At 60.2% G+C, this 26,984-nt stretch carries 20 protein-coding genes; 12 read left to right on the plus strand and 8 right to left on the minus strand.

What is annotated here, in order from left to right; genetic code table 11:
• Positions 1–181: 181 nt before the first annotated feature.
• Positions 182–1,792, minus strand: coding sequence for a carboxyl transferase domain-containing protein (locus GRI43_RS09680; RefSeq protein ID WP_160730921.1), 1,611 nt, complete (start codon positions 1,790–1,792; stop codon positions 182–184).
• Positions 1,793–1,856: 64 nt separating this feature from the next.
• Between GRI43_RS09680 and GRI43_RS09685 the strand changes: the two genes are divergently transcribed.
• Entirely contained in the window at positions 1,857–2,621 is a 765-nt protein-coding gene (locus tag GRI43_RS09685; protein ID WP_160730922.1) for a hypothetical protein, read from the plus strand.
• Here the strand turns inward: GRI43_RS09685 and GRI43_RS09690 are convergent, their stop codons facing one another.
• Positions 2,622–3,803, minus strand: coding sequence for an acyl-CoA dehydrogenase family protein (locus GRI43_RS09690; RefSeq protein ID WP_160730923.1), 1,182 nt, complete (start codon positions 3,801–3,803; stop codon positions 2,622–2,624).
• A 154-nt stretch (positions 3,804–3,957) separates the two neighbouring features.
• Here GRI43_RS09690 and GRI43_RS09695 point away from each other — a divergent pair, with 154 nt between their 5' ends.
• The 3 genes from GRI43_RS09695 to GRI43_RS09705 all read left to right on the plus strand — a co-directional run bounded on the left by GRI43_RS09695 (position 3,958) and on the right by GRI43_RS09705 (position 7,821).
• On the plus strand, positions 3,958–5,460 hold the full coding sequence (locus GRI43_RS09695; protein ID WP_160730924.1) for a GAF domain-containing protein: 1,503 nt from the start codon (positions 3,958–3,960) through the stop codon (positions 5,458–5,460).
• A gap of 64 nt (positions 5,461–5,524) precedes the next feature.
• Positions 5,525–6,289, plus strand: a complete 765-nt coding sequence (locus GRI43_RS09700; protein ID WP_160730925.1) for an ATP-binding cassette domain-containing protein — start codon at positions 5,525–5,527, stop codon at positions 6,287–6,289.
• Positions 6,286–7,821 (plus strand): ABC transporter permease/substrate-binding protein, encoded by a 1,536-nt coding sequence (locus tag GRI43_RS09705; protein WP_160730926.1) that lies wholly within the window; start codon positions 6,286–6,288, stop codon positions 7,819–7,821. Before GRI43_RS09700 ends, GRI43_RS09705 begins: the two co-directional genes overlap by 4 nt.
• A 28-nt stretch (positions 7,822–7,849) precedes the next feature.
• On the opposite strand, the gene GRI43_RS09710 is transcribed toward GRI43_RS09705, so the two are convergent.
• Positions 7,850–8,911 carry a class I SAM-dependent methyltransferase gene (locus GRI43_RS09710; RefSeq protein WP_160730927.1) on the minus strand — a complete coding sequence of 354 codons (1,062 nt, stop codon included), beginning with the start codon at positions 8,909–8,911 and terminating at the stop codon, positions 7,850–7,852.
• Positions 8,911–9,822 (minus strand): prolipoprotein diacylglyceryl transferase, encoded by a 912-nt coding sequence (gene lgt / locus GRI43_RS09715; RefSeq protein WP_160730928.1) that lies wholly within the window; start codon positions 9,820–9,822, stop codon positions 8,911–8,913. The genes GRI43_RS09710 and lgt overlap by 1 nt, the downstream gene beginning before the upstream one ends.
• A 156-nt stretch (positions 9,823–9,978) precedes the next feature.
• Between lgt and GRI43_RS09720 the strand changes: the two genes are divergently transcribed.
• The 3 genes from GRI43_RS09720 (at position 9,979) to GRI43_RS09730 (ending at position 16,842) form a co-directional block, all read left to right on the plus strand.
• A complete protein-coding gene (locus GRI43_RS09720) occupies positions 9,979–11,679 on the plus strand; it encodes a class I adenylate-forming enzyme family protein (protein ID WP_160730929.1) in 1,701 nt (566 codons plus the stop codon).
• 16 nt (positions 11,680–11,695) lie between these two features.
• On the plus strand, positions 11,696–14,455 hold the full coding sequence (locus GRI43_RS09725) for a [protein-PII] uridylyltransferase (RefSeq protein WP_160730930.1): 2,760 nt from the start codon (positions 11,696–11,698) through the stop codon (positions 14,453–14,455).
• Positions 14,456–14,529: 74 nt separating this feature from the next.
• Positions 14,530–16,842 (plus strand): TonB-dependent receptor, encoded by a 2,313-nt coding sequence (locus tag GRI43_RS09730; RefSeq protein ID WP_338090032.1) that lies wholly within the window; start codon positions 14,530–14,532, stop codon positions 16,840–16,842.
• A gap of 63 nt (positions 16,843–16,905) precedes the next feature.
• Here the strand turns inward: GRI43_RS09730 and GRI43_RS09735 are convergent, their stop codons facing one another.
• Together GRI43_RS09735 and GRI43_RS09740 are read right to left on the minus strand one after the other, a co-directional pair.
• Positions 16,906–17,373, minus strand: coding sequence for a hypothetical protein (locus GRI43_RS09735; protein ID WP_160730931.1), 468 nt, complete (start codon positions 17,371–17,373; stop codon positions 16,906–16,908).
• Positions 17,370–18,044 (minus strand): YggS family pyridoxal phosphate-dependent enzyme, encoded by a 675-nt coding sequence (locus tag GRI43_RS09740; RefSeq protein ID WP_160730932.1) that lies wholly within the window; start codon positions 18,042–18,044, stop codon positions 17,370–17,372. Before GRI43_RS09740 ends, GRI43_RS09735 begins: the two co-directional genes overlap by 4 nt.
• Between GRI43_RS09740 and GRI43_RS09745 the strand changes: the two genes are divergently transcribed.
• The 3 genes from GRI43_RS09745 (at position 18,043) to GRI43_RS13885 (ending at position 21,219) form a co-directional block, all read left to right on the plus strand.
• Positions 18,043–18,609, plus strand: coding sequence for a thiamine phosphate synthase (locus tag GRI43_RS09745; protein ID WP_160730933.1), 567 nt, complete (start codon positions 18,043–18,045; stop codon positions 18,607–18,609). The genes GRI43_RS09740 and GRI43_RS09745 overlap by 2 nt on opposite strands.
• Before the next feature lie 93 nt (positions 18,610–18,702).
• Positions 18,703–21,039, plus strand: coding sequence for an FtsK/SpoIIIE family DNA translocase (locus tag GRI43_RS09750; RefSeq protein WP_160730934.1), 2,337 nt, complete (start codon positions 18,703–18,705; stop codon positions 21,037–21,039).
• A 21-nt stretch (positions 21,040–21,060) separates the two neighbouring features.
• Positions 21,061–21,219, plus strand: coding sequence for a hypothetical protein (locus GRI43_RS13885; protein ID WP_202391692.1), 159 nt, complete (start codon positions 21,061–21,063; stop codon positions 21,217–21,219).
• Between the two features lie 148 nt (positions 21,220–21,367).
• Here GRI43_RS13885 and GRI43_RS09755 read toward each other — a convergent pair whose 3' ends face one another.
• Together GRI43_RS09755 and GRI43_RS09760 are read right to left on the minus strand one after the other, a co-directional pair.
• Positions 21,368–22,399: a substrate-binding domain-containing protein gene (locus tag GRI43_RS09755; RefSeq protein ID WP_160730935.1), complete on the minus strand. Its 1,032-nt coding sequence runs from the start codon at positions 22,397–22,399 to the stop codon at positions 21,368–21,370.
• An 85-nt stretch (positions 22,400–22,484) separates the two neighbouring features.
• Positions 22,485–23,813 carry an OprO/OprP family phosphate-selective porin gene (locus GRI43_RS09760; RefSeq protein ID WP_235903720.1) on the minus strand — a complete coding sequence of 443 codons (1,329 nt, stop codon included), beginning with the start codon at positions 23,811–23,813 and terminating at the stop codon, positions 22,485–22,487.
• 241 nt (positions 23,814–24,054) lie between these two features.
• On the opposite strand from GRI43_RS09760, the gene ald reads away from it, so the two are divergent.
• Both ald and GRI43_RS09770 read left to right on the plus strand, forming a co-directional pair.
• Positions 24,055–25,176, plus strand: coding sequence for an alanine dehydrogenase (gene ald, locus GRI43_RS09765; protein WP_160730937.1), 1,122 nt, complete (start codon positions 24,055–24,057; stop codon positions 25,174–25,176).
• A gap of 54 nt (positions 25,177–25,230) precedes the next feature.
• Positions 25,231–26,952 carry a GGDEF domain-containing protein gene (locus GRI43_RS09770; RefSeq protein WP_160730938.1) on the plus strand — a complete coding sequence of 574 codons (1,722 nt, stop codon included), beginning with the start codon at positions 25,231–25,233 and terminating at the stop codon, positions 26,950–26,952.
• The last annotated feature ends 32 nt before the right edge of the window (positions 26,953–26,984 follow it).

Raw genomic sequence — 26,984 nt, forward strand, 5'->3', positions numbered from 1 at the left:
GAATGCGAGAGGACGCACGCAAAATTCTGTTCAAGCGGGATACGGACTGATGCACCGGGCAAAGTCTCGGCGAAGCGGTCATTCTCATTGGCGGCGCGGCTTACTTGCTAAAGCGTTTTCCCCACCCATTCAGGCGACGGGTCCACCATTTTTTCTTCGCCCGCGATGATGGCATCCATGATCACATCCTGAACACGCCGAATCGCGGTTTTTCAGCGATTGGCGCCTCCAGCGTGGCGGCGAAGGCGAGGCCCAGCACGTCGCGGGTTTGCGCGGGGTCGATCACGCCGTCATCCCACAGGCGCGCGGTGGCGTAATAGGGATTGCCTTCGTCTTCGTATTTCTGGCGGATCGGCGCCTTGAACGCCTCCGCTTCGCGCTCGTCCCATTTGTCCGCATCGCGGTGGACCGTGGCGAGGACCGACGCCGCCTGTTCGCCGCCCATCACCGAAATACGCGCATTGGGCCAGGTGAACAGGAAACGCGGGGAATATGCTCTGCCGCACATGCCGTAATTGCCCGCGCCGAAGCTGCCGCCGATGACGACCGTTACTTTCGGCACGGTCGCGGTGGCAACGGCTGTGACCAGTTTCGCGCCATGTTTGGCGATGCCTTCCGCCTCGTATTTCCCGCCGACCATGAAGCCGGAAATGTTCTGCAGGAACAGCAGCGGGATGCGCCGCTGACAGGCGAGTTCGATAAAATGCGCGCCCTTTTGCGCGCTTTCGGAAAATAGCACCCCGTTATTGGCGAGGATCGCGACCGGCATTCCCCAGATATGGGCGAAACCGCAAACCAGCGTGCTGCCGTAATGCTGCTTGAACTCGTGGAACTCGCTGCCGTCGACCAGCCGCGCGATTACTTCATGCACATCATAAGGTGCGCGCACATCATCGGGCACGACGGCATAAAGATCTTCCGCGTCGAATTTGGGTGGGCGCGGGTCGCGCAGTTCGATGTTTTGCGCCTGCGCGAAATTGTCGCCCAGATGGCTAACGATATCGCGCACGATGGTCAGCGCGTGCTCGTCGTTTTCGGCCAGATGATCGACCACGCCCGATTTCTTCGCATGCAGATCGCCGCCGCCCAAATCCTCTGCGCTGATTTCCTCGCCCGTTGCCGCCTTCACCAGCGGCGGCCCGGCCAGGAAGATCGTGCCCTGATTGCGCACGATCACCGTTTCGTCAGACATTGCGGGCACATAGGCGCCGCCCGCGGTGCAGCTCCCCATCACACAGGCGATCTGCGGGATACCTTGCGCGCTCATATTGGCCTGATTGAAGAAGATGCGCCCAAAATGGTCGCGGTCAGGAAAAACCTCTGCCTGATGCGGCAGGTTCGCGCCGCCGCTATCGACCAGATAGATGCACGGCAGGCGGTTCTCCATCGCAATTTCCTGCGCGCGCAGGTGCTTCTTCACCGTCATCGGGTAGTACGTGCCGCCCTTTACGGTGGCATCGTTGCACACGATCATCACCTGCCGGCCCGACACCCGGCCGATGCCCGCGATCATCCCTGCAGCAGCGATATCGTCCTTGCCATACATGCCGTTCGCGGCGAGTTGGCCGACTTCAAGGAAGGGTGATCCCGGATCGAGCAGCCGCTCGACGCGTTCCCTCGGAAGCAGTTTCCCGCGCGACATATGGCGCTCTCGGCTGCCCTCGCTACCGCCCAGTGCAGCCTTGGCGACATGCTCGCGCAAATCTGCGGCGAGCGCCTTGTTATGCTCGAAACGTGCCTTGGCGTCGGGGGTCTCGCGGTCGAGCGTAGATGTGAGAACGGGTGCGGTCATTTTCTCTCCTTGAAGCCGCCCTAAACATGTTGCAACCTCAGGCCAAGATTGAAGGGTTCGCAAAATGAAGTTTCGTCATCCGGCAATTATCTGTGCCGCCACCTTGGGCGCTACTTCGGTTCCGGCAAGCGCGGATATCTCAGCGCTTTACGAAGTCGAGTCGTACGAAGACGAGATTGACCGCGCCGTCGATTTCGCGATGACGATCGAAGTCAGCGATGAAGGCCATGCCCGCCTGCACCTGTCTGGCCGGTCGAGCTATTTTCTCATCCGCGAAGGGGCAGTTTATGCGGTCGCACGCGGGATCGACGGGCCATATGCCGAAAGGCTGGATGACCTCGAGGCCGTGATCGAAAACGCAGGGCAGGCAGGCGGAATCTCGCTCGAAATACTCGCCCAATTGCCGGAGATCGAACTGGTAAAATCCGGGACGGTGAAGGTCGGAACTTGGAAAGGGCAAGGATACGCGCAGCGCGATTACGATGATGAAATAGGGCGGCCGGAGCTGGTGGTTACCGAGGACGGGAGCCTCCGGCCAATCGGCAAAGCTTTTGCGCAGCTGATGGAAGGACGGTTCGGCGCACTGCGAAGCTTGTCTCTAACCGGCCTGTTCGGCGGTCTTGGCCTTTACGATCAAGGGGTCCGCGATTTGCTGAAGGGAGGAACTCCGATACGCATCAGGCACCTCGAATTGTCCGAAGTGTCATCCCAGGATATCGACCCTGCCCGGTTCGAACTGCCGCCGCGCGTGCTCACCCGAGACGAGATCCGTTCACAGAACGAACCGTTCGAGTGGGCACCCGCATTCGGCCGTCAGCCCGAAGGTTAACTAGCCCGCAGCCCCGATCAGTTCGCGCCCGATCAGCATCCGCCTGATCTCATTGGTGCCTGCGCCGATATCCAGCAGCTTGGCATCGCGCATATAGCGTTCGACCGGCCAGTCCAGCGTGTAGCCCGCGCCGCCCAATGCCTGCACGCTTTCCGCGGCCACCTTGAACGCATTTTCCGAAGCCAGCAGGATCACGCCCGCTGCGTCAAAGCGCGTTGTGTTACCCGCATCGCACGCGTTGGCCACCGCATAGGTGTAAGCGCGCGCCGATTGCAGCGCGACATACATGTCGGCAACCTTGGCCTGCATCAGCTGGAAACTGCCGATGGGTTTGCCGAACTGGGTGCGCTCACGCAGATACGGGATCACGGTGTCGAGGCACGCCTGCATGATGCCCAGTTGCAATCCGGCCAGCACGACGCGTTCATAGTCGAGCCCGCTCATCAGCACGCCGACGCCGCCATTGACCGGCCCCATCACGCGGTCCTCCGGCACGAAACAATCGTCAAACACCAGCTCTGCCGTGGGCGAGCCTTTCATGCCGACTTTCTCGATTTTCTGGCCGATGGAAAAACCCGCATCGCCCTTCTCGATCAGAAATGCCGTGATACCGCGCGATCCGGCGCTGCCATCGGTCTTGGCATATACCACCAGAGTGTCCGCTTCCGGCGCATTGGTGATCCAGAATTTGGTTCCGTTGAGCACAAAACCCTCTTGCCCGTCTTTCGACGCAGCCTCTGCCTTGAGCTTCATCGAAACTACATCCGACCCCGCAGACACTTCGCTCATGGCAAGGCTGCCGACATGCTCGCCAGAAATCAGTCCGGGCAGATACTTCGCCTTCTGCTCATCATTGCCCCAGCGGCGGATCTGATTGAGGCACAAATTGGAATGCGCGCCATAAGAGAGGCCAAGCGAGGCACTGGCCCGGCTGACTTCCTCAACCGCGATGACATGTTCCAGATAGCCGAGGCCAAGCCCGCCGTTTTCTTCTTCCACCGTGATCCCGTGCAGACCCAGATCGCCCATCGCAGTCCACAATTCAGCACGCGGAAAATAATCCTCACGGTCGATCTTTTCGGCCAGCGGGGCAATTTGTTCATCGGCAAAGCGGGCGGTGGTTTCACGAATCATTTCGGCAGTTTCGCCAAGCTGGAAATCGAAATCGGGTGTAGCGCGCATAAGAACTCCTTGTTGTCAGCGCGCATAGCGGAGCGCGGCCAAGCCCGCAAACGGGAGATAATTCAAATAAATCAATGGAGCTTCGCGTCATTTGGTCAGATTGGCAAAGTCGTTGATATGGCTGCATAATACCGTTACTGTTGCGCCATACGCAATGAAGACAGACTATCTAAAGCCGTGGCCCGCAGGTGAGCCCCCCGCGCCAGCGATGTGCGGCGAAGAAACGCGCATTTCGGTGCTCGCCGCCTATGGCCTCGACGCGCTGGAAGATGATCCTGAGCTGTCGGAAATAACCAATTATGTTTCGCGTCTGTGCGATGCTCCGGTTGCTCTGGTCAGCCTGGTCGAATCTGAACGCCAGCGCTTCCTGGCCCGCGCAGGTCTGGAAGAACGTGAAACACCGCGCCCGACATCATTCTGCGCACATGCCATGCTGGAACCGGAACCGATGATCGTGTCTGACGCGTTGGAGGATGACCGGTTCGAAGCTAACCCACTGGTTGTAGGGCATCCGCATATCCGGTTTTATGCCGGCGCCCCGCTGATCTCGCATGAAGGTGCGCCGCTTGGTTCTCTGTGCGTCATCGATACCAAACCGCGCCCCGAGGGGCTGACTGATCTGCAAAAGGACGGCCTGCAGGTATTCGCAGCTGCCGTGATGCGCAGACTGCGCCACCGCCGCGAGAATCTTGAACAGACAGCAAAGATTGCCGAAAGCGAAGAGCGGCTGAGAACGCTGATCGACAGCCTGCCGCACATCGCATTTTCGATTACGTCGGGCGGGAAGTTCGATTACGTCAACGCCAGGTTCGGCGAAATCGTGGGGGCTGGCGATCCCAAGACTGCCGATGACTGGCGCGCGGTGATCCATGAAGACGATCACGAGCCATTGTTCACCGACTGGTACAAGGCATTTTCTGCCGAGCAGCCGTACGAAGGACAATTCCGGCTCAAGCATAACGACGGTACTTGGCGCTGGGCTGTGTCCCATGTCATCCCGGTCCGCAGCAAAACAGGCATCAGCTGGTTCGGCACGGTGACCGATATCGACGACGCGCACCGGGCAGCCGATGCGCGCGAATTGCTGACCAACGAACTGACCCACCGGATCAAGAACATTTTCGCGGTCATTGGCGGGTTGGTCACGCTCAAGAAGAAAGAGCATGACGACACCGGTAGCTTTGCCGCCGATCTCAGCGCCACACTGCAAACTCTGGGCCGCGCGCACAGTTACGCCACGCAGGAACAGGATGCGCAGCAGGACACGCTGCACGGGCTGATCGGCAAACTGCTCGCCCCATACGGCGATCGATCGGGCCAGCGCCTGTCGCTGAACGGGGACGATGTGCCGGTACGGTCGAGGTCGGCAACGCCGCTCGCGCTGGTGTTCCACGAACTGGCGACCAATTGCGCGAAATACGGCTCGTTCTCCGAAACGAACGGCAGGGTCAGGATTACCACCGACGTAGAAGATGGGCGGATCACCATAAGGTGGGAAGAACACGATGGCCCGCCAGTCGTTAAGGCCGAAACCGAAGGGTTCGGATCACGCCTGGTGGAAGCCACGGTCAGCGGACAGTTGAACGGTTCGCTATCGCGCGAATTCACGCCGGACGGGCTTGTGGCCACACTCAACATCGCAGTCGATTCGATCTGAGCCCGATCTGGCTTTGACCTGATCCGGCTTTGACCTGGTCCGGGCTAGGCCATAGGGTCGCGCGGTGCCATCCACGCAGCCCGCTCTCTCTTTTCGCGAAACAACCAAGCGCTTTGGCGAAGTGGTGGCGGTGAACCGCATATCGCTGGACATCGAAGCTGACTCATTCGTCGCGCTTGTAGGCGAATCGGGATCCGGCAAATCGACCTTGCTCAAGACTATCAACCGTCTGGTGGAACCAGATGAAGGCAGCGTCCTGCTCGAAGGAGAGGATGTCCGCGAGGCCGATCCGCCGATGCTCCGCCGCAGGATTGGCTACGTTTTTCAGGGCGTGGGGCTGTTCCCGCACATGAACGTCGGCGAGAATATCGGTATCGGGCCGCGACTGGCCGGCAGCAAATTGTCTGCCAGCCGTATCGGCGAATTGCTGGACGGGGTTGAGCTGGATGCAAGCTATGCCGGCAGAATGCCGGACGAACTTTCCGGCGGCCAGCGGCAACGCATCGGGGTCGCCCGTGCGCTGGCCGGCAATCCGCACATTCTTCTAATGGACGAACCGTTCGGCGCACTGGACCCGGTTACCCGCGACGCGCTGGGCGGCCGGGTACGCAAACTGCACGACACGCTGGGGCTGACCACGGTGATGGTAACGCACGACATGGCAGAGGCGCTGCTGCTGGCCGACCGCGTGCTCGTCATGTCGGAAGGGCGTATTGAAGCCGATTGCACACCGCATGAGTTGCTGGACGGTGCGGGCGGATTGATCGCCCAAAAACTTGTCGCCGTGCCGCGAGATCAGGCCGCGGCGCTGGCGGAACTGGCACAATGAGCGAGATTTTCGGTGCCTTGATCGGGCTGGGCGACAAGCTGGCGGAACATGTCCTGCTGGCCGCCGCCGCCATCGCGCTGGGCATCCTGATCGCACTTCCGCTGGCGGTCTGGGCAGGCCGTTCGCAAACAGTGTCCCGTTCCGTGCTGACTTTCGCCAGCCTTGTGCAAACCATCCCCGCTCTCGCATTGCTGGCGCTGTTTTTCCCGATACTGCTGAGCCTGCGCGCGGTTTTTGGCGCAGGTCTGCCGACACTCGGCTTCCTGCCCGCGCTGCTCGCGCTGGCGCTGTATGCGCTGCTGCCGATCCTGCGCAACGCAGTCACTGCGCGCGAACATATGGCCCCCGGCGTACTGGAGGCAGCGGACGGCGTCGGCATGACCGGTTGGCAGAAACTTCGCCTCGTCGAAGCGCCTTTGGCCGCGCCCTATATCATGGCGGGGATCAGAACCGCTGCGGTTTGGACCATCGGCGCCGCCACGCTTTCCACCACTATCGGTCAGCCGAGCCTGGGCGATCCGATTTTTGCAGGACTGCAAACCCAGAATTGGGCGCTGGTTCTGGCGGGCTGTATCGCATCGGCTGGGCTGGCGATCGTGGTCGATACATTGCTCGGCATGGTCGAAAGCGGTTTCGCGAAACGGCGCAAGTGGATGGTGTGGGCCGGCATCGCCGCTGCGCTGGCGGGGGTTGCAGGGTCCGCCTGGTCGCTGCGCGAAGAAAGCGGCGGCGACACCATCGTAATCGGGGCCAAGAGCTTTTCTGAACAGTACATTCTGGCTCAGCTGGTCGGGCGGCAATTGGAAGATGCGGGTTTCCGGGTCGAATACCGCGACGGGCTTGGCTCCGCCGTGGTCCATAATGCTGTGACCACGAGCGAGATCGACATTTCGTTCGACTATACGGGCACGATCTGGACCAACCAGCTGGGGCGGACCGACAATCCCGGGCGTGGGGAGATTTTCCGGACGATTGCGGATTGGGAACAGGAAAGCACCGGCACGTTGGTGCTGGGCAGGCTGGGGTTTGAAAATGCCTACGCGCTGGCGATGCAGCAACAGCGCGCTGCGCAGCTCGGCATCCGCACGATCGAGGATCTCGCCCGCGCTGCGCCGTCACTCACGATCGGTGCAGATGTGGAGTTTTTCGAGCGGCCCGAATGGATCGCAGTTCGCGATGCCTATGATTTGCGGTTTGCTGACCAGCGCAATTTCACCTCCACATTCATGTATGATGCGCTGACCGGGGGCGAGGCCGATGTCATTTCCGCTTACACGTCGGATGGGCGGATTGCGGCTGACCGGCTGGTGATTGTCGAGGATAGCAAGGGCGCTTTCCCATCCTATGATGCGCTGGTCCTCGTATCGCCCGATGCGGCGCAAAACCCGGATTTGCTGGCAGCGTTGAAGCCGCTGGTCAGCGCCATCGACGTGGACGCGATGCGCCGGGCCAATTTTGCCGTCGACCGACTGGAGAACAAGAAATCCCCGCGCGAGGCGGCTGAACAATTGGCGCAAGAAATCGGGCTTTAGCCTGCTGGTTGTTCAGCGAGGCAGCCGATCAGCCGTTCTCAAATCCCACCCCTACCGGCCAGCCGGGTGCCGAAAGCCCCATGACCTTGAACAGGCTGCCCATTTGATCGTCGGCAATCAGGCGATCCTTCGCCTGCTGGATTTCATTGGCATATTGCGGCGCGTGCGCGGCCAGGCTCTTGGCACGGGTTTCGATGCCCAGGGCGCGTAGCCAAGCCCCCTGCGTCACCGTGCCCATATGGTGCACATCACGCGACTGGGCGATGCGGGCCAGCGTGGCAAAATCGACATGCGCGGTCAGGTCTGCGCCGCCCGGATCGGCGAAGGGGTGAACCTTGCGGTGATTGCACACCGCCTGGAATGTAGATCCTGTGGTCAGCTTTGAATGACCGTAATCGATGAACAGCGCAGCCCCGCCCTGCTCCGACAAACGGCCTGCCACTTCGTAGAGAATCGCAGCCGCCGCAGGGCAGGTTTCCAGGATAGCGCCCTCTTCGGCATTCTTGAATTCGATCGGGACTGCCGGGTCCATGTTCTGTCCGCCCGCAACGAAAGCGAACTGATCACCGTCCAGCCCGACCATCCGCTCGCGCCAGCCTTCCGGCCCGCGCACCAACTGCCGGATCGGCAATGCATCAAGAAATTCGTTGGCGACGAACATGACTGGCCCTTCGACCGGGATTGTCGAAAGATCATCGTGCCAGATTGCGCCGGGCATGGATTTAAGCTGCACATCCTTGAGCGCTGGCGATGTTTCGACAAAGTGCACCCGGGGCGCAAAGCCGTATTTCTTGGCCGAGCGCAGGGCATCTTTCGCCAGAGTTCCGCGCCCCGGCCCCATTTCAACATAGTGAACCAGTTCGTCGCGCCCGCTGCGAATCCACAGATCCGCCAGCCACAAGCCAATCAGCTCGCCAAACATCTGGCTTATTTCCGGCGCGGTAATGAAATCACCAGCATTCCCCAGCGGGTCCTTGCCCGAATAATACCGGGCATTCGCCTCTCCCATGAACTGGGTGAGCGAGATTGGCCCGGTGTTCCGGATCAAACGGCGGTAAATATCCGCAAGGCTTTGCTCGCGTTCGTCCATCAGCCGGCGGCCTTCGCTCCTCCGCTAGCGAGCGGTTCCTTGCGCAAAGCGACCAAAGTTACGACCAGCCCCAGCAGGATCAGCGGGATGGTCAGCCACTGGCCCATCGAAAGGCCGGTATTCGCCGCAAACTCGGCAAGATGTGCATCGGGCTCGCGGAAGAATTCGACGATGAAGCGCCCGCCGGCAACACCGACAGTGAATATCCCGACCAGCAGGCCGGGCCGGTAACGCGCCCGTGTCTTCCAGAACATCAACAGCAGGATAATCAGCAGAACCAAACCTTCCAATGCAGCCTCGTAAAGCTGCGAGGGGTGGCGCGGCGGCCCGGCAATCAAGGTACCGTTATAAATTTCGGGGAAGCTCATGGCCCATGGCACATCGGTGGTCCGGCCCCACAGTTCACCGTTCACGAAATTGGCCAGACGGCCCAGCATCATGCCCATCGGCACGTTGACGGCGATGTAGTCACACACGCGCATAAACGACAGATTGCCCTGCCGGCTAACCCACGCAATCGCGAGCAGGACGCCGATCAATCCGCCGTGGAAACTCATTCCGCCGTCCCACAGACGCAGCAATTTCCAGCTGACGAATCCATCCCCTTCGAAACCGACAAATAATTCCGGTTTGTAGAACAGCGCATAACCCAGCCGTCCGCCCAGAATGATGCCGAGGGTGCAATAGAAAAACAGATCATCCGCGTGGCGCTGAGCCATCGGTGCGCCCGGCGCCTTGATCATCTTCGACAGATGCCAGTAACCGAAAATAATCCCGCCGAGATAGGCGAGGGAATACCAGCGCAGGGTGAAAAACCCCAGTTCAATCCCTTCGGTAAGCCCAAGATCGGCCCATTGAATTGCCGGTCCGACGGTTTCCGAAGCTGCCGTGGCAGCCAATAGTGACAGCAAGTGCCTTACCCCCTAAGTAGCACGGTGAAACTGGATTCCGTGCGGGTCAAATCAGCATGGCTATTGGCATAGGCAGGGCTTTGGGGAAAGTCCGCTGTTGCCGGTCCACACTAAAAGATGGCGTGATCAGCCGCCGCCAAGAGGAGAGAAAACAGGATGCCCACAGAACTGGACAATGATCTGAACGCGATCATGGACGAACTGATCAAACCCGGTCAGGTTTTCGAAACGGTCGACTTTGAACAATTCGGCGTGAAAATGCCCGCGTTCAAAAATGCGCCGCCAAGTCTGGCGCATTATTTTGCCCACTTCTGCAACGAGAACAAGGAACAGACATTCCTGGTCGACGGCGACACTCGTCTGACATTCGGTGAATGCTGGGTTGCCGCGACACATGTCGCTGCCGGCCTTGCCAAGGATCACGGGGTCAAGAAAGGCGACCGGGTCGGGATCGCCGCACGCAATTCTGCCAACTGGATCATCGCCTATATGGGCGTGATCATGGCGGGCGGCTGCGCGACACTGCTCAATGGCTTCTGGACCGGTGACGAGCTGGCTTACGGCATCCGCCTTGCCGAATGCGAACTGGTGCTGGCCGATGAAGGCCGTGCCAAACGGCTCGAAGGAACGGATCACGGTGCAAAGATCGCCGTGTTCGGACATGATGGCCCGCCGTCGAACGGGCTGGCACCGATCTGGGGTGAAGGCGACACCGCCATGGCCATGCTGGGCGAACTGGGTCCAGATGATCTCGCGACGATTCTTTACACATCGGGCTCGACCGGCCAGTCGAAAGGTGCATGGTCCGATCACCGCGGGGTAGTCCAGGGCGTCTTCAGCTACATCTCGCAAAGCGCGATGGCCAAGATGCTGATGGAAGGCCGCGGCGAGGATGTGAGCGCGCAGGCCTGTGCGCTGATCGCGGTTCCGTTGTTCCATGTAACCGGCGAAGTTCCGCTGTTCCTGCAAAGCTTCGGCATTGGCCGCAAACTGGTGCTGATGCCAAAATGGGATGCGCGTGAGGCGCTGCGCCTGATGGAAGCTGAAAAGGTCAGTTATTTCGTCGGCGTGCCGCTGATGAGTTATGAAATCGCGACCCACCCGGAACGCGACCAGTTCGATATTTCTTCGTGCAAAAGTTTCGCCGCCGGCGGCGCTCCGCGTCCGGTTGACCACGTCACCAAGATCAAGAAAGCCTTCCCTGAAGGCTTCCCGCTGCTTGGCTATGGCCTGACCGAGACCAACGGCGTGGGTTGCGGCAATTTCAACGAAAACTATCTCGCCAAGCCCGGCAGCACGGGCCGGGCCAGCCGCCCGCTGGTCGAAATCGCGATCCTCGATGATGACGGCAACAAATTGCCGCAGGGCCGGGTCGGCGAAGTCTGCTTCCGCACGGTGGCGAATTTCCGCGGCTACTGGAAGAATGACGAAGCGACCGATGCGGCGTTTACCAGCGATGGTTTCTTCCGGACGGGTGATCTGGGTTATCTGGACGAAGACGAATATCTGTTCATCGTTGACCGCAAGAAAGACATCATCATCCGCGGCGGGGAGAACATTTCCTGCATCGAGGTGGAAGAGGGAATTTACGCTCACGAAGGCGTGGCGGAATGTTCGGTCTTCGGTCTGCCTGACGAACGGATGGGCGAACTCCCGGCTGCAGTCTATTACATGAAGCCCGGCCATTCGATGACGCCGGAGGAACTGCGCGATTTCATGTGCAGCAAGCTGGCCCCCTTCAAAGTGCCGCTGCTTGAGCATATCTGGCAGTCGGACAAAGCGTTGCCGCGTCTCGGCACGCAGAAAATCGACAAGCGGACCGTGCGCACCATGTATGCGGACGAGATGTCAGCGTAATCAGGCAGGATAACCATTGAACCAGGCGAAAATTCCCAAGCAGCGCAAGATCATTGATCGGAAAAAGCTGAGTGGGGATATTGCCGCGCTGGTGGCAGAACATGGCGAGAAAGCGCGTCAGCCGATCATCGATCTGCTGCGCGCTGCACTCGATGCCGGGCGTGACGAACTGGCAGAACGGCTGGCGAAGAAGCCGTCTTCCGGTCACGAATGCTCTGGCGGGCAGTCTTTCCTGATCGACCAGATCGTCAGGCTGATCCACGACCATGTGATCGAAAACGTCTACCCGCCGGGCAATCGGTCAGCCAGCGAACGCATGACCGTGACGGCGGTTGGCGGCTATGGCCGCGCAGAGATGGCGCCCCATTCAGACGTCGACATCGCTTTCCTGACGCCGTCACGCCGCACCCCGTGGTGCGAACAGGTGATCGAGGCGATACTCTATTTCCTGTGGGATCTGGGCCTGCAGGTCGGCCATTCCAGCCGCACGCTGGACGAGATGGTCAAGATGGCCAAGAGCGACCTGACCATTCGCACAGCATTGCTCGAAGGCCGCTATGTCTGGGGCGACCGCGAATTGTATGAAGAGGCCGGTCGGCGCTTCTATTCCGAAGTGGTGAACGGCACCGAACAGACATTTGTCACCGAGAAGCTGCAGGAGCGGAACGAACGGCATAGGCGGCTTGGCAACAGCCGGTATCTGGTCGAACCCAATGTGAAAGACGGCAAGGGCGGCCTGCGCGACCTGCACACGCTGTACTGGATCGGGAAATACATTCACAAGGTTCGCAGCGCATCCGAACTGGTCGATGTCGGCTTGTTCACCCCGCAGGAATATCGTTCTTTCCGCCGCGCCGAAGGGTTCATGCTGGCGGTCAGATGCCACTTGCACATCATCACTGGCCGCGCCGAAGACCGGCTTACTTTCGACATGCAGCGGGAAATCGCCAGCCGGATGAATTTTGCCGACCGGACCGGCAAGAGCGCAGTCGAACGCTTCATGCAGTTCTATTTCATCCAGGCCAAACGGGTCGGCAGCCTGACCGGCATATTCTTGGCTCATATCGACGAACAATTCGCTCAAAAGCGGGCCCGCAAGGGTTTCTTTGCCGGGTTCACAGTACGGCCGCGTATGCTCAAGGGATACCGCGTCTATGGCGGCAAGATCGCCGCGCCGGGCGACAAATGGTTTCAGGATGACCCCGTCCGCCTGATCGAGATTTTCCAGATCGCAGAGTCTGAAGGGTTGGAAATCCACCCGGAAACGATGCGCCAGGCGGATCGGGATTCGGCGCTGATCAAGGCCGACATCCAGAACGATCCGCGTGCAAATGCACTGTTTCTGGACCTGCTGGCTGGTCGCAATGACCCGGAAATGGTCCTGCGCTGGATGAACGAGGCTGGCGTTTTCGGACGCTTCGTGCCCGATTTCGGCAAGGTCAATTCGCAGATGCAGTTCGACATGTATCACCATTATACAGTCGACGAACATACAATCCGCGCAATCGGCCTGCTCAACCGGATCGAGAAGGGTGAACTGACAAAGGATCACCCACGATCCGCCAAGTTGATTCACCGCGTCAATTCACGGCGCGCCCTGTATGTGGCGGTGCTGCTGCACGATATCGCCAAGGGCCGCGGCGGCGATCATTCGGTGCTGGGCGGGGATGTGGCGGAAAAGCTGTGCCCGCGTTTCGGGCTGGATGATCAGGAAACGTCGCTGGTCGCATGGCTGGTGAGGCAGCATTTGTTGATGAGCGCCACTGCTTTCAAACGCGATCTGACCGATCCGAAAACGATCGAGGATTTCGTGATCGAGGTGCAGAGCCTGGAGCGTCTGCGCAACCTCATGATCCTGACCGCTGTCGATATCCGCGCGGTCGGCCCTGGCACATGGAACAGCTGGAAAGGCCAGCTGCTGGGCGAACTGTATGACAATGCGCAGGAACGCTTGCGGCTTGGCCATGTCAGACACGGGCGCAAGGAACGCGTTGCCGCGAAGAAAGCGGTGGTGGCCGAAGAACTGGCAGACCGCAGCGAACTGGTCGACGAGGTCGGCAAATTCTTTGGCGATGCCTACTGGATTGCCGAGCCCGAAGACGTGATCTCGCGCAATCTGGTGCAGTACAAGGTGGCTCGCGGGCTGGAAGAACAGCTGTCGATCCACTGCGAATACTACGCCGCGAGAGGTGCGACGCTGGTCAGCGTTATCGCGGCCGACCACCCTGGGCTGTTTTACCGCATCGCCGGCGGTATCCATCTGGCTGGCGGCAACATCATCGATGCCCGCATTCACACCACGCAAAGCGGTTGGGCGGTCGATAATTTCCTGGTTCAGGATCCATCAGGTTCACCATTCCGGGAGGAACGCCAGCTGGGCCGCATCAAGACGAGCATCAGCGATGCACTGGCCAACCGGATTGAACTGGCACCGCAGCTCGCGAAACGGCCGCTGCCAATCTCGCGCTCCAAGGCTTTCGTTGTCCAGCCGAGGGTTATCTTCGACAATCGCGCGTCGAACCGTTTTACGGTGATCGAGGTGAACGCCCGCGACCGTCCCGCGCTGCTCAACAGGCTGGCCCGCGAACTGTTCGAAAATCAGCTGATCGTTCAATCCGCGCACGTTACAGCCTATGGTGAACGCGCCGCAGACACATTTTACGTGACCGATTTGCTGGGGCAGAAAATCACCAGTTCAGAACGGCTTGCATCGGTTGAGAAGGCCTTGCTCGACGCTGCAAGCGACCGACGCCAGGCGGAGCTGGAAAGCGTTTAGTCGGATGGCGGTTGTGTTTTAACACATTTTCCCTAGAGGCCCCGCGACACGTTTCAATCTAGGGAGAATTCTACGTGAAATCTTATTCCTCTTTGCGCGCCCTTGCTCTGCTCGGTGCGGGCATGGCGCTTATGCCGCAGACTGCTCTGGCGCAGGACGCCAACGACCAGGAAGAGCAGTCCGAAGGCCGCGCAAGCGCACTGGATAGCTTCGACGTAATCGTTGTTACCGGCACCAAAACCAAGGACGCCGAAGACGTGCAGGATGCACCTGTCGCGATTACCGCGTTCAACGCGGAAAGCCTCGAAGCACTCAAGGTTCGCGACGTGCAGTCGCTGACGTATTCCGCCCCTAACGTTTCGCTCGACCAGGTCGGCACCAGCCGTGGTACCGCGAACTTCTCGATCCGCGGTCTGGGCATCAACAGCTCGATCCCGTCGATTGATCCGACCGTCGGCGTGTTTGTCGATGGTGTATACCTCGGCTTCAATGGCGGCGTCGTGTTCGATCTGTTCGACCTAGACAGCGTTGAAATCCTGCGCGGTCCGCAAGGCGTGCTGTTTGGTCGCAACGTAACCGGCGGCGCGGTTCTGCTGAACACCGGCAACCCGACCGAAGAATTCCAGGGCAAGTTCCGTGCAGCCGTTGACGGTCCGTTCGTCGATGGCGGCCGCGGCGGCGCCAACTACACCGTCAGCGGTGTCGTTTCCGGCCCGATCGTTGAAGATACGCTGCTGTTCAAACTGGGCGCGTATTACAACAAGGATGAAGGTTACTTCACCAACCTGTTCAACAACACCAACCACGGCGCAGCGGAAACAAAGATCTTCCGCGGCGCATTGGAAGGCCGCTTCGGCGACCTGACACTGACCGGCAAGCTCGACTATTTCGAGAGCGATGGCGATGGACCTTCGGGCCAGAACCGCGGCCTGTTTTCGCGTGACACATTCGACATGTCGATCGACGAAGAAGGTTTCTACGCGAACGAAATCTGGACCGGCAGCCTGACCGCTGAACTCGAAGTTGGTCCGGGCACCCTGACCAACATCTTCGGCTACCGCGAGTATTCCGCCGTCACACAGGGCGACATCGATTCGCTGCCGATCTTCGGCTTCCACTCCGGCACGGAAACAGAGCAGGAGCAGATTTCGAACGAACTGCGCTATGCCATGAGCTTCGACGGTCTCGAACTGACCGTTGGCGGTTTCTATTTCGACCAGTCGATTGCTTACACTGAAACCCGCGATCTTCCTCCGCTCAGCCCGCTGACTTTCTACGGTGGTGGTCAGCAGGATCACGAAGTCATCGGTGCCTTCGCACAGGGCCAGTTCTACCTGACCGACGCGCTGAGCGTGATTGCCGGTCTTCGGTGGTCGCGTGAAGAAAAAGACGCAGGCGTCACTTATGTCCGCCCGCGTCCGGCATGTTCGGTGGTTGACGGCACCTGCCCGACCACGGGCACGAACCCGTTCATCCCGACAGAGAATAACGGCTTCACCGACAATGAAAGCTGGTCGAACTGGTCGCCGAAAATCGGCCTGCAGTACGAATTCGACAACAGCCAGCTCTACGCACACTGGACCCGCGGCTATCGTTCGGGCGGATACAACTTCCGTATCACCAACGCGACCGTGTTCGAAAACGTGGTCGTACCGGCAACCGGCGGCAACTTCGCGTTTGATGAAGAGCGCGTCGATAACTACGAAATCGGCGGTAAATTCCAGACCTTCGATCGTGCTTTGACGCTGAACGCAGCCGCTTACATCACCAAGATTTCCGACATGCAGCGCGAAGTGAACCAGTCGTCGGCAACCGCCGGTGTCTCGCAGTTCATTCTGAACACTGCCGACGCAACAATCTTTGGTGTTGAAGCGGAAGCCCGTATGCGCGTTTCGGACAGCCTGCTGTTCACCGCCAATATCGGCATCATCAACGCGGAATACGATTCTGTCGCATTCGACATTTCGGGTGACGGCGTGATCGACGGTAACGATCTGGCGCTTAAGCTGCCGCGCGTTCCCGACATGACTTGGGGTGTTGGCGCGATCCACGAACTGGATCTCGGCAGCAGCTCGGTCGTCAGCCGCGTGAACCTGCAGTACCGCGATGAATTCGCCTATACCGACAACAATTTCGGTTACATTCAGGACATGACCAGCCTCGACGCTAACGTGACCTGGAATACCCCGATCGACGGTCTGGCGTTCTCGGTTTACGGCAAGAACCTGCTCGACGGCGTTCAGGCCGGTGGTGACACACAGCTGCCATTCGGCGGCCCGCTGTCCAACGGCGTGAACCGTCCGTTCGACGAAAACCCGGCTGGCGGCACACTTTCGCCGCTCAGCAAGGGTCGTCAGGTTGGCGCAGAAGTGACTTTCCAGTTCTGATCCAACTGCAAACTGCAAATTGCAATCGAAGAGGGCGTCCCGATCGGGGCGCCCTTTTTGTATTCAGTCCTGTGCCGCCAGCAGGAGCAGCGCGATCTTCTGATCATCGAAACCGACGAACGCCCATTCGACGTTCGCGGCCGAAACGGGATTCCAGCCAAAATCCATCCGGTTGGTCAGGATCGTACGGGAACGGGGTTCGAAGCAGGCCAGAAATTCGCGGCCGCATTGCCTGGCCCGTCCTTCGCCCAGCCAGCTGCGCCTGGGCAAGACCATGTTCTGGCTCAGCGCGTCTGCAAAGAATGCGATGGCAGACCGCGGCGCGCTGTCATCGTCCGACGGGTCGAGCATTTCCCAGTTCGCGCCAATCGGCCTGAGCCCTTGCGACTGGACAAACTGATCGGCCACATCCGTATGCATGATCGAAGGAGCATCCAGCTCCCCGGCCGCGAACAACACGCCCGCCTGCTGTTCCAGCGGTTCGCGCCAATCGGCGATAAACCGGTCCAGCGCGGCGGGCCTGCTTGTCATCCGCGCTCGCCGAACAGTGCCGTGCCGACGCGGATGTGGGTTGCACCCAGCATGATTGCGACCGGGTAATCGCTGCTCATCCCCATGCTCAGCCCTTCCAGACCGTTGTCTTCGGCCAGCTTGGCAAGAAATGCGAAGAACGGTGCCGGCTCGATACCGGCGGGCGGAATGCACATCAGGCCGGCGACCGGAACGCCGGCGCTGCGTGCCTGCTCGATAAAAGCAGGCAGTTCGCCAATCGGGCAGCCGCCTTTCTGATCTTCATCACCGATATTGACCTGAATGAAACACGGTACCCGTTTGCCGGTTTTGTCCATTGCCTTGGCCAGAGCCTTCAGCAGGCTGGGCCGGTCGAGCGAGTGGATGCAATCGAACAATTCGACGGCATCTTCCGCCTTGTTTGACTGCAATTGCCCGATCAGGTGCAACTGCGCATCGGGATAGTCCTGCTTCAGCGCTGGCCATTTCTCCTGCGCTTCCTGAACGCGGTTTTCACCGAAGACCCGGTGCCCTTCGGCCAGTAGCGGCGAGATCTTGTCTGGCCCTTGTGTCTTGCTGACTGCGATCAGGGTTATGTCATCGGTATCGCGGCGGGCGATCCTGGCCGTCTTGGCGATTTCTGCATTTACCGTTTCCAGCGGGCTGGCGGAGGATTTGGGTGTATTGTCCATGGCGCGCCGCTATAACGTCCGCGTGGCGCAAGACCAGACCCCCCGGCCCCTGCCAGAGCTTTGGCTGCTGAGTGATGCGCGCAACGATGCGGTCCTGGACGAGGTTCTGGCACAGCTGCCGGAACAGTCCGGCTTCATCTTTCGCCATTATCATCTGGACCCGGCGCAGCGGCGAACGAGATTTCAACAATTGCAGGAAATCGCGCGCAAGCGGCGGCATCTGGTCGTCGTCTCCGGATCGCCGGTTCTGGCCCTGAAATGGGGCGCCGACGGGGTATATGGCCCGGCTGAAGCGATGCCGCACGGCGGCGATCTGCTCAAGCTGGCGACCGCGCACAATGCCAAGGAGATCGTCTCAGCCGACAGGACCGGGGCGGATGCGATACTGCTTTCGCCTGTCTTCTCCACTGCATCGCATCCCGGCGCGAAACCGCTTGGCCCGGTTCGTTTCCGTCTGCTCGCCCGCAAAGCGAAAGCGCCTGTGATCGCATTGGGCGGGATGAACCGGGATACTGCCAAACGGCTCGGCTGGCCGCGCTGGGCGGCGATAGACGGCCTGTCCTAGGAAGGCCGCGCTACGCAGTTCGTCGCAGGGATTCTTGACGCACGAGTCCTGCGCAGTCCATGGTGCAAATTCACGGGTTCAAAGGGGTTTAATATGGCCAGCCGCGCCATCGGAAAGTCAAACACAACGGATTGGCGCGCCGCTTTCCGGCGTTCGCTGCGCCGTGCGGTGCAGATGACCGGCGCCGCAGCCCTGTTTGGCGGGACAGTGTTCCTCGGCCTCGCGCTTGCCAGCTATACCCAGACCGATCCTAGCCCCTCCACCGCAGCGGCATCCACCGATGTGGCAAACTGGATGGGCAGCGCCGGAGCATGGGCATCGGAGCGGGTGCTGTTCCTGTTCGGCCTCCCCGCAATTCTGCTGCTGCCGCTGATGTATGTGTTTGCCCGCAAGCTGTGGCGCGATGTCGAAGACGAAGACGTGCAGAACGACACCCGCTGGTGGGCACCCGTCGGCATGTTGCTGCTGGCCATGGCGCTGCTGGCAACCGTGCTCTCGCTCGCGTTCGACGGACCTGGCGGAACGCTACCAGCGTCGCTTGGCGGGATCACCGGATTGCTTGGTGCCAACGGGATCGAGGCCGTTGCCGGGCGCTTGCCCGAAGGCGCGGGCGGCTGGGCGATACTGGGCCTTGCGCTTCTTAGCCTGGCGGGCGGGGTTGCGCTGGTGACGCGTGTATTCGCGCTCGACTGGGCGCAATTGCTGACCCTTCCGGAGTTTCTGAAGCGGCGGCCTTCGCTGCCTGAAACCAGCATTCCATTCCTGCCCAAGCCGGAAAAGAAGGCGCGCAAGGCGGAGGCGAAATCTGAACCGGTGATCGACGAATCCCCGCGCCGTGCACCGACTATTACCGATCCGACACGGCCCCCGAAAAAGGCACCGCTGGCCAAGGCGAAACAGCGCGACATGTTTGCCGATTTCGAATTACCCAGCCTGGATCTGCTGGCCGAACCACCCGCCGAAAGCGCGCCCAAGCTCGACAAGCTGGCGTTGGAACGCAATGCGCGCCTGCTGGAAACCGTGCTCGATGATTTCAACGTCAAGGGCGAGATTACCGCCGTGCGCACCGGCCCGGTTGTCACGATGTACGAACTGGAGCCCGCACCCGGCGTGAAGGCCGCCCGGGTTATCGGCCTTGCCGAAGATATCGCGCGCAATATGTCCGCGATCAGCGCGCGCGTGTCGCCCATCCCGGGCAAGACCGTGATGGGCATCGAACTGCCCAATGCCGACCGCCAGATGGTCGCCTTGAAAGAGCTTGCCGCGTGCGAGGATTTTGCCGAGGCCAAGGGCGCCCTGCCAATCATTCTGGGCAAGGATATCGCCGGCGAACCGGTTGTCGCCGATCTGGCCGCAATGCCGCATCTTCTGGTCGCCGGTACCACCGGTTCGGGCAAATCGGTTGGTCTCAACTGTATCCTGCTATCGCTGCTCTACCGCTTCACCCCCGCCGAATGCCGCCTGATCCTGATCGATCCGAAGGTGTTGGAGCTGAAGACGTACGACGATATCCCGCACCTCTTGTCGCCCGTTGTTACCGAACCGCACAAATCGGTCCGCGCGCTGAAGTGGGCGGTCGAGGAGATGGAGCGCCGCTACCGGATGATGAGCAGCGTCAATTCGCGCAATATCGGCGGCTTCAACGAGAAGGTGCAGGCCGCGGTCGCCAAGGGCAAACCGCTGGGCCGCCGTGTGCAGACCGGGTTCGATCCGGATACCGGTGAAGAACTGTATGAAGAAGAGCAGCTGGACTACGAACCGCTGCCACTGATCGTTCTGATCGTTGACGAACTGGCCGACCTTATGGTCACGGTCGGCAAGGAAATCGAGGTTCTGATCCAGCGCCTGAGCCAGAAATCGCGCGCCGCCGGTATTCACCTGATCATGGCAACACAGCGCCCGTCGGTCGATGTCATCACCGGCGTGATCAAGGCCAACCTGCCCACCCGGATCAGCTTCAAGGTCACCAGCCGCATCGACAGCCGCACGATTCTGGGTGAGCAGGGGTCGGAGCAGCTGCTTGGCAAGGGCGATATGCTTTACAAGCCCAACACCGGGGCGATGGTCCGCGTGCACGGCCCATTTGTGTCGGACGAGGAAGTCGAGAGCGTGGCCGACCACTGGCGCGCGCAGGGTAAGCCGGATTACGTCGACGCCGTGACGGAAGAACCGGAAGATGGCGGCGGTCTGTCGTTCGAAGACGAATTCACCGCCAGCGATGATCCGAACGAACGCAAATACCGGCAGGCTTGCCAGATCGTGATCGAGAACCAGAAAGCGTCCGGTTCATGGCTGCAGCGGCAGATGGGCGTAGGATATAACACCGCCGCCAAATGGATCGAACGGATGGAAGAAGAGGGGCTGGTCGGTCCGGCAAACCATGTTGGCCGGCGAGAGATTTTCCGCGATCAGGATGGCAACCCACTCTAGTTAGATTGCGAGGGGTCTGACTTGCGCACCCGCCAGCGCATCTGTGCCGCCAAACGGCGTTATCCCACGCGGGAGGATGCACGGGAGGCTGCGGAGCAGGCCGATGTCGTCCTGCGCGCCTATCACTGCGATCGATGTTTCGGATACCACCTGACCAGCCGGATCAGGGCAGGCAAATAGAATTTTCGCCAGTGGACTGCCCGCTTGTTGGTTGCCGCGATCGCTGCGACTGCCGCCACGCCGCCCGTTTCCGATCACCCTGAAACACGAAGCGCCGCCCCTGCGTGATGCAAGGGCGGCGCCTGTTCCGGTATGAACCGGGTTCTGATTACTTCAGTTCGTCAGCCGTCAGAACTGTGAACTCGGTCGTCTTGGCAAGGTTCGCGGCGCGAACATCGTCAGGCGAAGCGACGAGGCCGATCTTGGCAAGCGGTCCGTCCTTGTCCCAGCTCTTGGCCCATTCTGCGACGTATTCGCGCAGGCCCGGGATCGCATCGAGATGCGCCTTCTTCACATACATGAACAGCGGACGTGCGCCGGGATATGCGAAGCTGGAAATGTTCTCATAGGTAGGTTCGCTGCCGTTCATCGGCAGACCCTGTACCTTGTCAGCGTTCTCTTCGAGATAGGAGTAACCAAACACGCCGATTGCTTTCGGGTTGCTGCTGATCTTCTGGACAATCAGATTGTCCTGTTCGCCCTGAGCGACATATTTCTGGTCGCTACGGATTTCGGTGCAGGTCTTGTCGTAAGCGTCTTCGTCGCTTTCCTTCAGCGCCTTCATTTCGGCATTCTGCTTGCACGCGGCTTCGAGGACCAGTTCCTGCAGCGCATCGCGCGTGCCCGAACCCGAAGGCGGGCCGTAAACCAGAATAGGTTCAGCAGGCAGCGAGGCATCGACGTCTGCCCATGTTTCGCTAGTCTGTTCCTGACCATAAGGGTTGGCCGCCAGCGCGCGGTAAACGATGTCCGGGGTAAGGTTCATCATCAGGCCGCCTTGGGCCGAAGCGAATGCAATCCCGTCGAGGCCGACCTGGATTTCCACCACATCGGTTACGCCGTTTGCTGCGCAGGTTTCGAATTCGGATGTCTTCATGCGGCGCGATGTATTCACAACATCGGGGTGTTCACTACCAACGCCGCCACAGAACAGCTTGATACCGCCGCCGCTGCCGGTTGATTCGATCAGCGGCGAAGCCATGCCCGGATTGGCGCGTGCGGCGTTTTCAGCAACAGCCTTGGCGAACGGGAACACAGTGGAAGAGCCAACGACCTGAACCGATTCAGGGGCAGTGTCGTTACACCCGGCCAGCGCGAGTGCGGAGGCCGCTGCAAGTGCGAATTTGGTGGTGATACGCATGGGTTTTATTCCTTGAGTGAATGTTGGTTTGGCCGTTATCGCCTGAGTGTGACGCGTTTGTGACAACGCCGGTCAGCTTCGCGTCTTAAAAGTCGACTTGGGCACGAACGCCCACGACATCCACGCCGTAGGATGTGTCTCCGCCCGCAGCCGGGAATGCGGCGTCATCGTAATTCAATCGGCCGTAATTCGCGAGCAACATGGTGTAATCGGTCGGCTTCCAGACCAGCGACAGGAAGAAGCCGTTCTGCTTGCCGCCGAGTATCCCGCCATCATTCAGGTCGAGATAGTCATAGCGCGCATTGACCTGGACCGACCCGGCCCCGCCTTCGCCAACCGGGTTGGCCGGTTTCGTGCGGTCGAACTTGCCGCCTTTGTATCCGCGTGTGTCGCCGGATGTGAGGAAATAGCCGACCTCGGCATAGCCGCCGAAGAATGTCGGATCGGTCAGCGCACCGGGGCGGCTGACTTCCTGCCAGAAACCTTCTGCGGCAAAATGCAGCGGACCGGCAATCGCGGCGGCTTCCAGGCCCAGACCGAATTCGCTGGTCGCGGCAAGCCCGCCGGTGTTGACGAAACGATCGCCGGTGAAATGCACAAGCGGACGTTGGCGGTAACGCACCGTGCTGCCGCTTTCGAGGTCGGTGTAGTGGACCGAACCACCAAGGTGCAGCTGCGTGTCGCCGACCTTTGGCATAAACACCACGCGGCCATCCGCGCTCCAGTTCTTGTTGGAGAGGTCTTCCATATTGTCGGTAAAGACACCGGCCTGGACCAGCACGTCGCCGCTGCCGAACTGGGCCGATGCACCGACGCGGCGTTCAAATCCGAACGCGTCGGTGAACGCGGCGCGTTCGATGAAGCTGGTGTGGAGCGAGCTGGTGAGTTCTTCGAGCGACTGGAAATTGTTGAACTGGCCAACGGTGATTTCAGCGTCACCTGCTTCGTAGGAAATGAGTGCGTCGGTCACCGCGACATCGTTGCCCGCAAAATCGACTTCGAATTTGTATCCGAAACCGCCCGGCATATCGCCCGACACACCCAGACGCGCACGGCGGGCTTCGCTGCCGAAACCGCCACTGCGGCCGGTTGAGGAAGGCACGCTGGTGAAACCGGCATCATATTGCAGGCGGCCGCGCGGCTTGAAGCTCCAACCGCCTTCGCCCTTGATTTCGGGCGCGCCCTTAAACGCGATTGCAGGCTGCTTCTTGTCAGCAGCGCCATCGCCATTCACCAGTTCTTCTGCCTCCGCGGTGGCCGCATCGGTTGCTGCAGCCATTGCAAAGTCGGCCTTGGCGTCAGCTTCGGCGAGCTCGCCCTCAAGCGCATTGATACGCTCTGCCATCGCAGCCATTTGCGCGCGCATTTCAGCAAGTTCTTCGGCAACAGACGCCTGGTTTGCAGTTTGAGCCATGGCTGGCTGCACCCACCCGCAACCCAGTGCGATGGCAAGCGCCGAACCCAAAGCGCGATTCCGAGAATACATGAGCAAACCTTTACAGTTCAGTGAAACATTCCTGACGCACTTATGTCCGCTATATGACAGTTTCGGGACTATCCGTAACACTCCTGCCGAGCGCCGCCAGCCGGGAACTTCGCTTGCCCCGCAGTTGTTTCACTTGTAACCGGTTTCGAAATTTCAGGAGTCCTCCCCCATGCGCATCGGTTGTCCCAAGGAAATCAAGAACCACGAATATCGCGTCGGCCTGACGCCGGAAAGCGCGCGAGAATTAATCGCGGACGGCAACGAAGTCTGGATCGAAAGCGGTGCAGGCCTGGGAATCGGCGCGACCGACGCCGAATATGTCGACGCCGGCGCCAAGATCGTCGACGGACCCGACCCGATTTTTGCCGAGTGCGAAATGGTGGTGAAGGTCAAGGAACCGCAGGCGGTAGAACGCGCGAAACTGCGCGAAGGCCAGATCCTTTATACCTACCTGCACCTTGCCCCGGATCCCGAACAAACCAATGATCTGGTCAAATCGGGCGTGACCGCGATCGCCTATGAAACCGTAACCGGTCCGCGCGGCAGCCTGCCGCTGCTCAAACCGATGAGCCAGGTTGCTGGCCGGATGAGCATTCAGGCAGGTGCCAATGCCCTGCAAAAGGAACACGGCGGACGCGGCGTTCTGCTGGGCGGCGTGCCGGGCGTATTGCCGGGCAAGGTCGTGGTAATCGGCGGCGGCGTTGTCGGTTTCAACGCGGCGCAGATGGCCGTCGGCCTTGGCGGTGATGTGGAAATCCTCGACCGCGATCCCGAAGTGCTCGAAAAAGTCGGCACCTTCTTCGAAGCGCGCGCCAGCACCCGTTTTTCCAACAAGACCAATCTGGAAGACGCCGTGCGTCAGGCCGACCTGGTAATCGGCGCGGTGCTGATCCCCGGTGCTGCTGCGCCCAAGCTGATTACCCGCGAACTGCTCTCGGAAATGAAGCCCGGCGCAGTGCTGGTGGATGTCGCAATCGACCAGGGCGGCTGTTTCGAAACATCCAGAGCCACGACGCATGCCGACCCGACCTATACCGTTGATGGTATCGTGCATTACTGCGTTGCCAATATGCCCGGCGCGGTGGCCCGCACCAGCACCTATGCGCTGAACAATGTGACCCTTCCCCACGCCCTACGCATGGCCCGCAATGGCTGGAAAGAAGCCATGCGCCGCGACCCGCATCTGGCAGAGGGGCTGAATGTCCATGCCGGCAAGGTTACCTACAAGGCAGTGGCCGACGAATTGGGCCATGAATATCTGCCGACCGCAGATGTGTTGAACCAAGACTGATTTTTCTGGATTTTTTAACCGGGTTCTAACCGGTTTGCAGATATTGGCGGGGCCATGACATGGGGGGCCCGTTCCACGCTGAGTGCGTTCGCGCTCGCGCTGTGCTGCATTCTTGCAGCAGTGCGCCCTGTGTATGCGGCGGAGGCACCCCGCTCTGCCCCCTGCTGGCAAACCCTGCCTTTATCGGCGCAAGCATCTGACTACCTTGCAGAACTCGGCCCCTGGACTTGCGAGGAAAGCGCCCCCCCGGTCGGCAATTACCGCATCGCCCTGACATGGAACGATGTGCAGGCCAGCGAGCCAAAATTTCTGGTCAGCCGGATCGGCCATTTCGGCAATGTGACGCTCGCCAGTCAGGACAAGACGGGCCGCTGGATCACCTCCCGGCACAAGGCCAATGACGCGCAGCCCCTGACCGATGGCCCGCATTTCAAACTGGCACTGCCCCAACCTGCCGATGGCAGCATCCGGACTGTCGTAATCTTCGATCGTCCGCTGCACCTGTCCACGATGACCGCTGCAAAGCTGCTGGCGGAAGATCCGGCGCTAGATCCGGATTCGATCGCTTATCAATTGCTGATCGCCGGATTGCTCGGAATCATTCTGATCCCCCTGTTTTTCGACCTCGTTTTTTGGCGTGTCCTGCGCCAGAACTTCCTGCTGTGGCACAGCGCGCTGATCGGATCTTTCGCGTTGCTGCTGCTAAGCCAATCCGGCCTCGTCAATCACATGGTCGACCTGCCGATTGAGGTTTGGCGCCGATCCCTGATCATGTCCTTCGGGGTGGCGCTGGCGGTGTCGTTCATGTTCACCCGTGCCTATATCGAAGACGACAAGATCAGTCCGGTCATGCGGCGATGGGTACCATATGCGGCCGCATGGGCCCTGATTGCATCGGCAATTCACGCGGCATCATTCGACTTCATGCGCCCGTTCGGATCGTCATTCCACAGCGTTGCCCTGGCACCGCTGATGATCCTGATACTGGCGATAATGATCGATGCGTGGAGACGCGGCAGCCGTGCTGTTCGTTTCCAGATGGTCGGATGGACACCGCTGTTCGTTGGTGTCAGCATTCAGTTGGTCACCTACATAACCCCGTTGGCGCCGCCCAACGACGCGCTGCCCATCTTCTTCTTCGGGATGCTGACAGAATCGCTCGCCACCGCGCTGGGCGTGGCCGACCGGTTCCTTGCCATCCGCCGCCAGCGCGACAAGGCGCAAGACCGCGTGGCAGCGCTTGATGCCCTGTCCAGCGTCGACCCGCTGACCGGGCTGTATAACCGGCGCGCACTCGACATTCGCATGGGCAGCCTGCGTGCCGACGGCTTCAACACGTTTGCGCTGCTTGATCTAGATCACTTCAAGACCGTCAACGACACTATCGGCCATGCCGGCGGCGATGCGGTATTGGTGGAGGTTGCAGGCATCCTTTCAGCCGACAATCAATCGCTCGGCTTCAGATTGGGCGGTGAAGAATTCCTGCTGGTGATGAAAGGCGACGATTCGCTCGATCGGGCAGAAAAGCTTCGGCAGGCAATTTCCCTGCGTGTTGCCCGCCAGATCGACGGGTTGGAGCGCATCCTGACCGCGAGCGTCGGGGCAATCGTCTTGCCCAAAGACCGCAAGGAAGCGGACATTTTCAGCGATATCTATTCGCGGGCCGACAAGCTTTTGTACGAGGCAAAGGAAGGCGGCAGAAACAGGTTGGTGTTCGAAAAACTGCGTCTGTTCAGCCCGCGCCAGCCGGATCGCAGACGCGCAGCAGCCGGCTAAGGCTCAGTTTGCTGGTTCAGGGTGCCCGGTTC

Origin of the sequence: Pontixanthobacter luteolus, assembly GCF_009828095.1 — a bacterium.
GTDB lineage: Bacteria > Pseudomonadota > Alphaproteobacteria > Sphingomonadales > Sphingomonadaceae > Pontixanthobacter > Pontixanthobacter luteolus.

Coding starts and splice junctions, on each gene's coding strand:
- GRI43_RS09680 (WP_160730921.1), bottom strand. CDS start 1,792: ATGACCGCACCCGTTCTCACATCTACGCTCGACCGCGAGACCCCCGAC.
- GRI43_RS09685 (WP_160730922.1), top strand. CDS start 1,857: ATGAAGTTTCGTCATCCGGCAATTATCTGTGCCGCCACCTTGGGCGCT.
- GRI43_RS09690 (WP_160730923.1), bottom strand. CDS start 3,803: ATGCGCGCTACACCCGATTTCGATTTCCAGCTTGGCGAAACTGCCGAA.
- GRI43_RS09695 (WP_160730924.1), top strand. CDS start 3,958: ATGAAGACAGACTATCTAAAGCCGTGGCCCGCAGGTGAGCCCCCCGCG.
- GRI43_RS09705 (WP_160730926.1), top strand. CDS start 6,286: ATGAGCGAGATTTTCGGTGCCTTGATCGGGCTGGGCGACAAGCTGGCG.
- GRI43_RS09710 (WP_160730927.1), bottom strand. CDS start 8,911: ATGGACGAACGCGAGCAAAGCCTTGCGGATATTTACCGCCGTTTGATC.
- GRI43_RS09720 (WP_160730929.1), top strand. CDS start 9,979: ATGCCCACAGAACTGGACAATGATCTGAACGCGATCATGGACGAACTG.
- GRI43_RS09735 (WP_160730931.1), bottom strand. CDS start 17,373: ATGACAAGCAGGCCCGCCGCGCTGGACCGGTTTATCGCCGATTGGCGC.
- GRI43_RS09745 (WP_160730933.1), top strand. CDS start 18,043: ATGGCGCGCCGCTATAACGTCCGCGTGGCGCAAGACCAGACCCCCCGG.
- GRI43_RS09740 (WP_160730932.1), bottom strand. CDS start 18,044: ATGGACAATACACCCAAATCCTCCGCCAGCCCGCTGGAAACGGTAAAT.
- GRI43_RS09750 (WP_160730934.1), top strand. CDS start 18,703: ATGGCCAGCCGCGCCATCGGAAAGTCAAACACAACGGATTGGCGCGCC.
- GRI43_RS09755 (WP_160730935.1), bottom strand. CDS start 22,399: ATGCGTATCACCACCAAATTCGCACTTGCAGCGGCCTCCGCACTCGCG.
- GRI43_RS09760 (WP_235903720.1), bottom strand. CDS start 23,813: ATGGCTCAAACTGCAAACCAGGCGTCTGTTGCCGAAGAACTTGCTGAA.
- ald (WP_160730937.1), top strand. CDS start 24,055: ATGCGCATCGGTTGTCCCAAGGAAATCAAGAACCACGAATATCGCGTC.
- GRI43_RS09770 (WP_160730938.1), top strand. CDS start 25,231: ATGACATGGGGGGCCCGTTCCACGCTGAGTGCGTTCGCGCTCGCGCTG.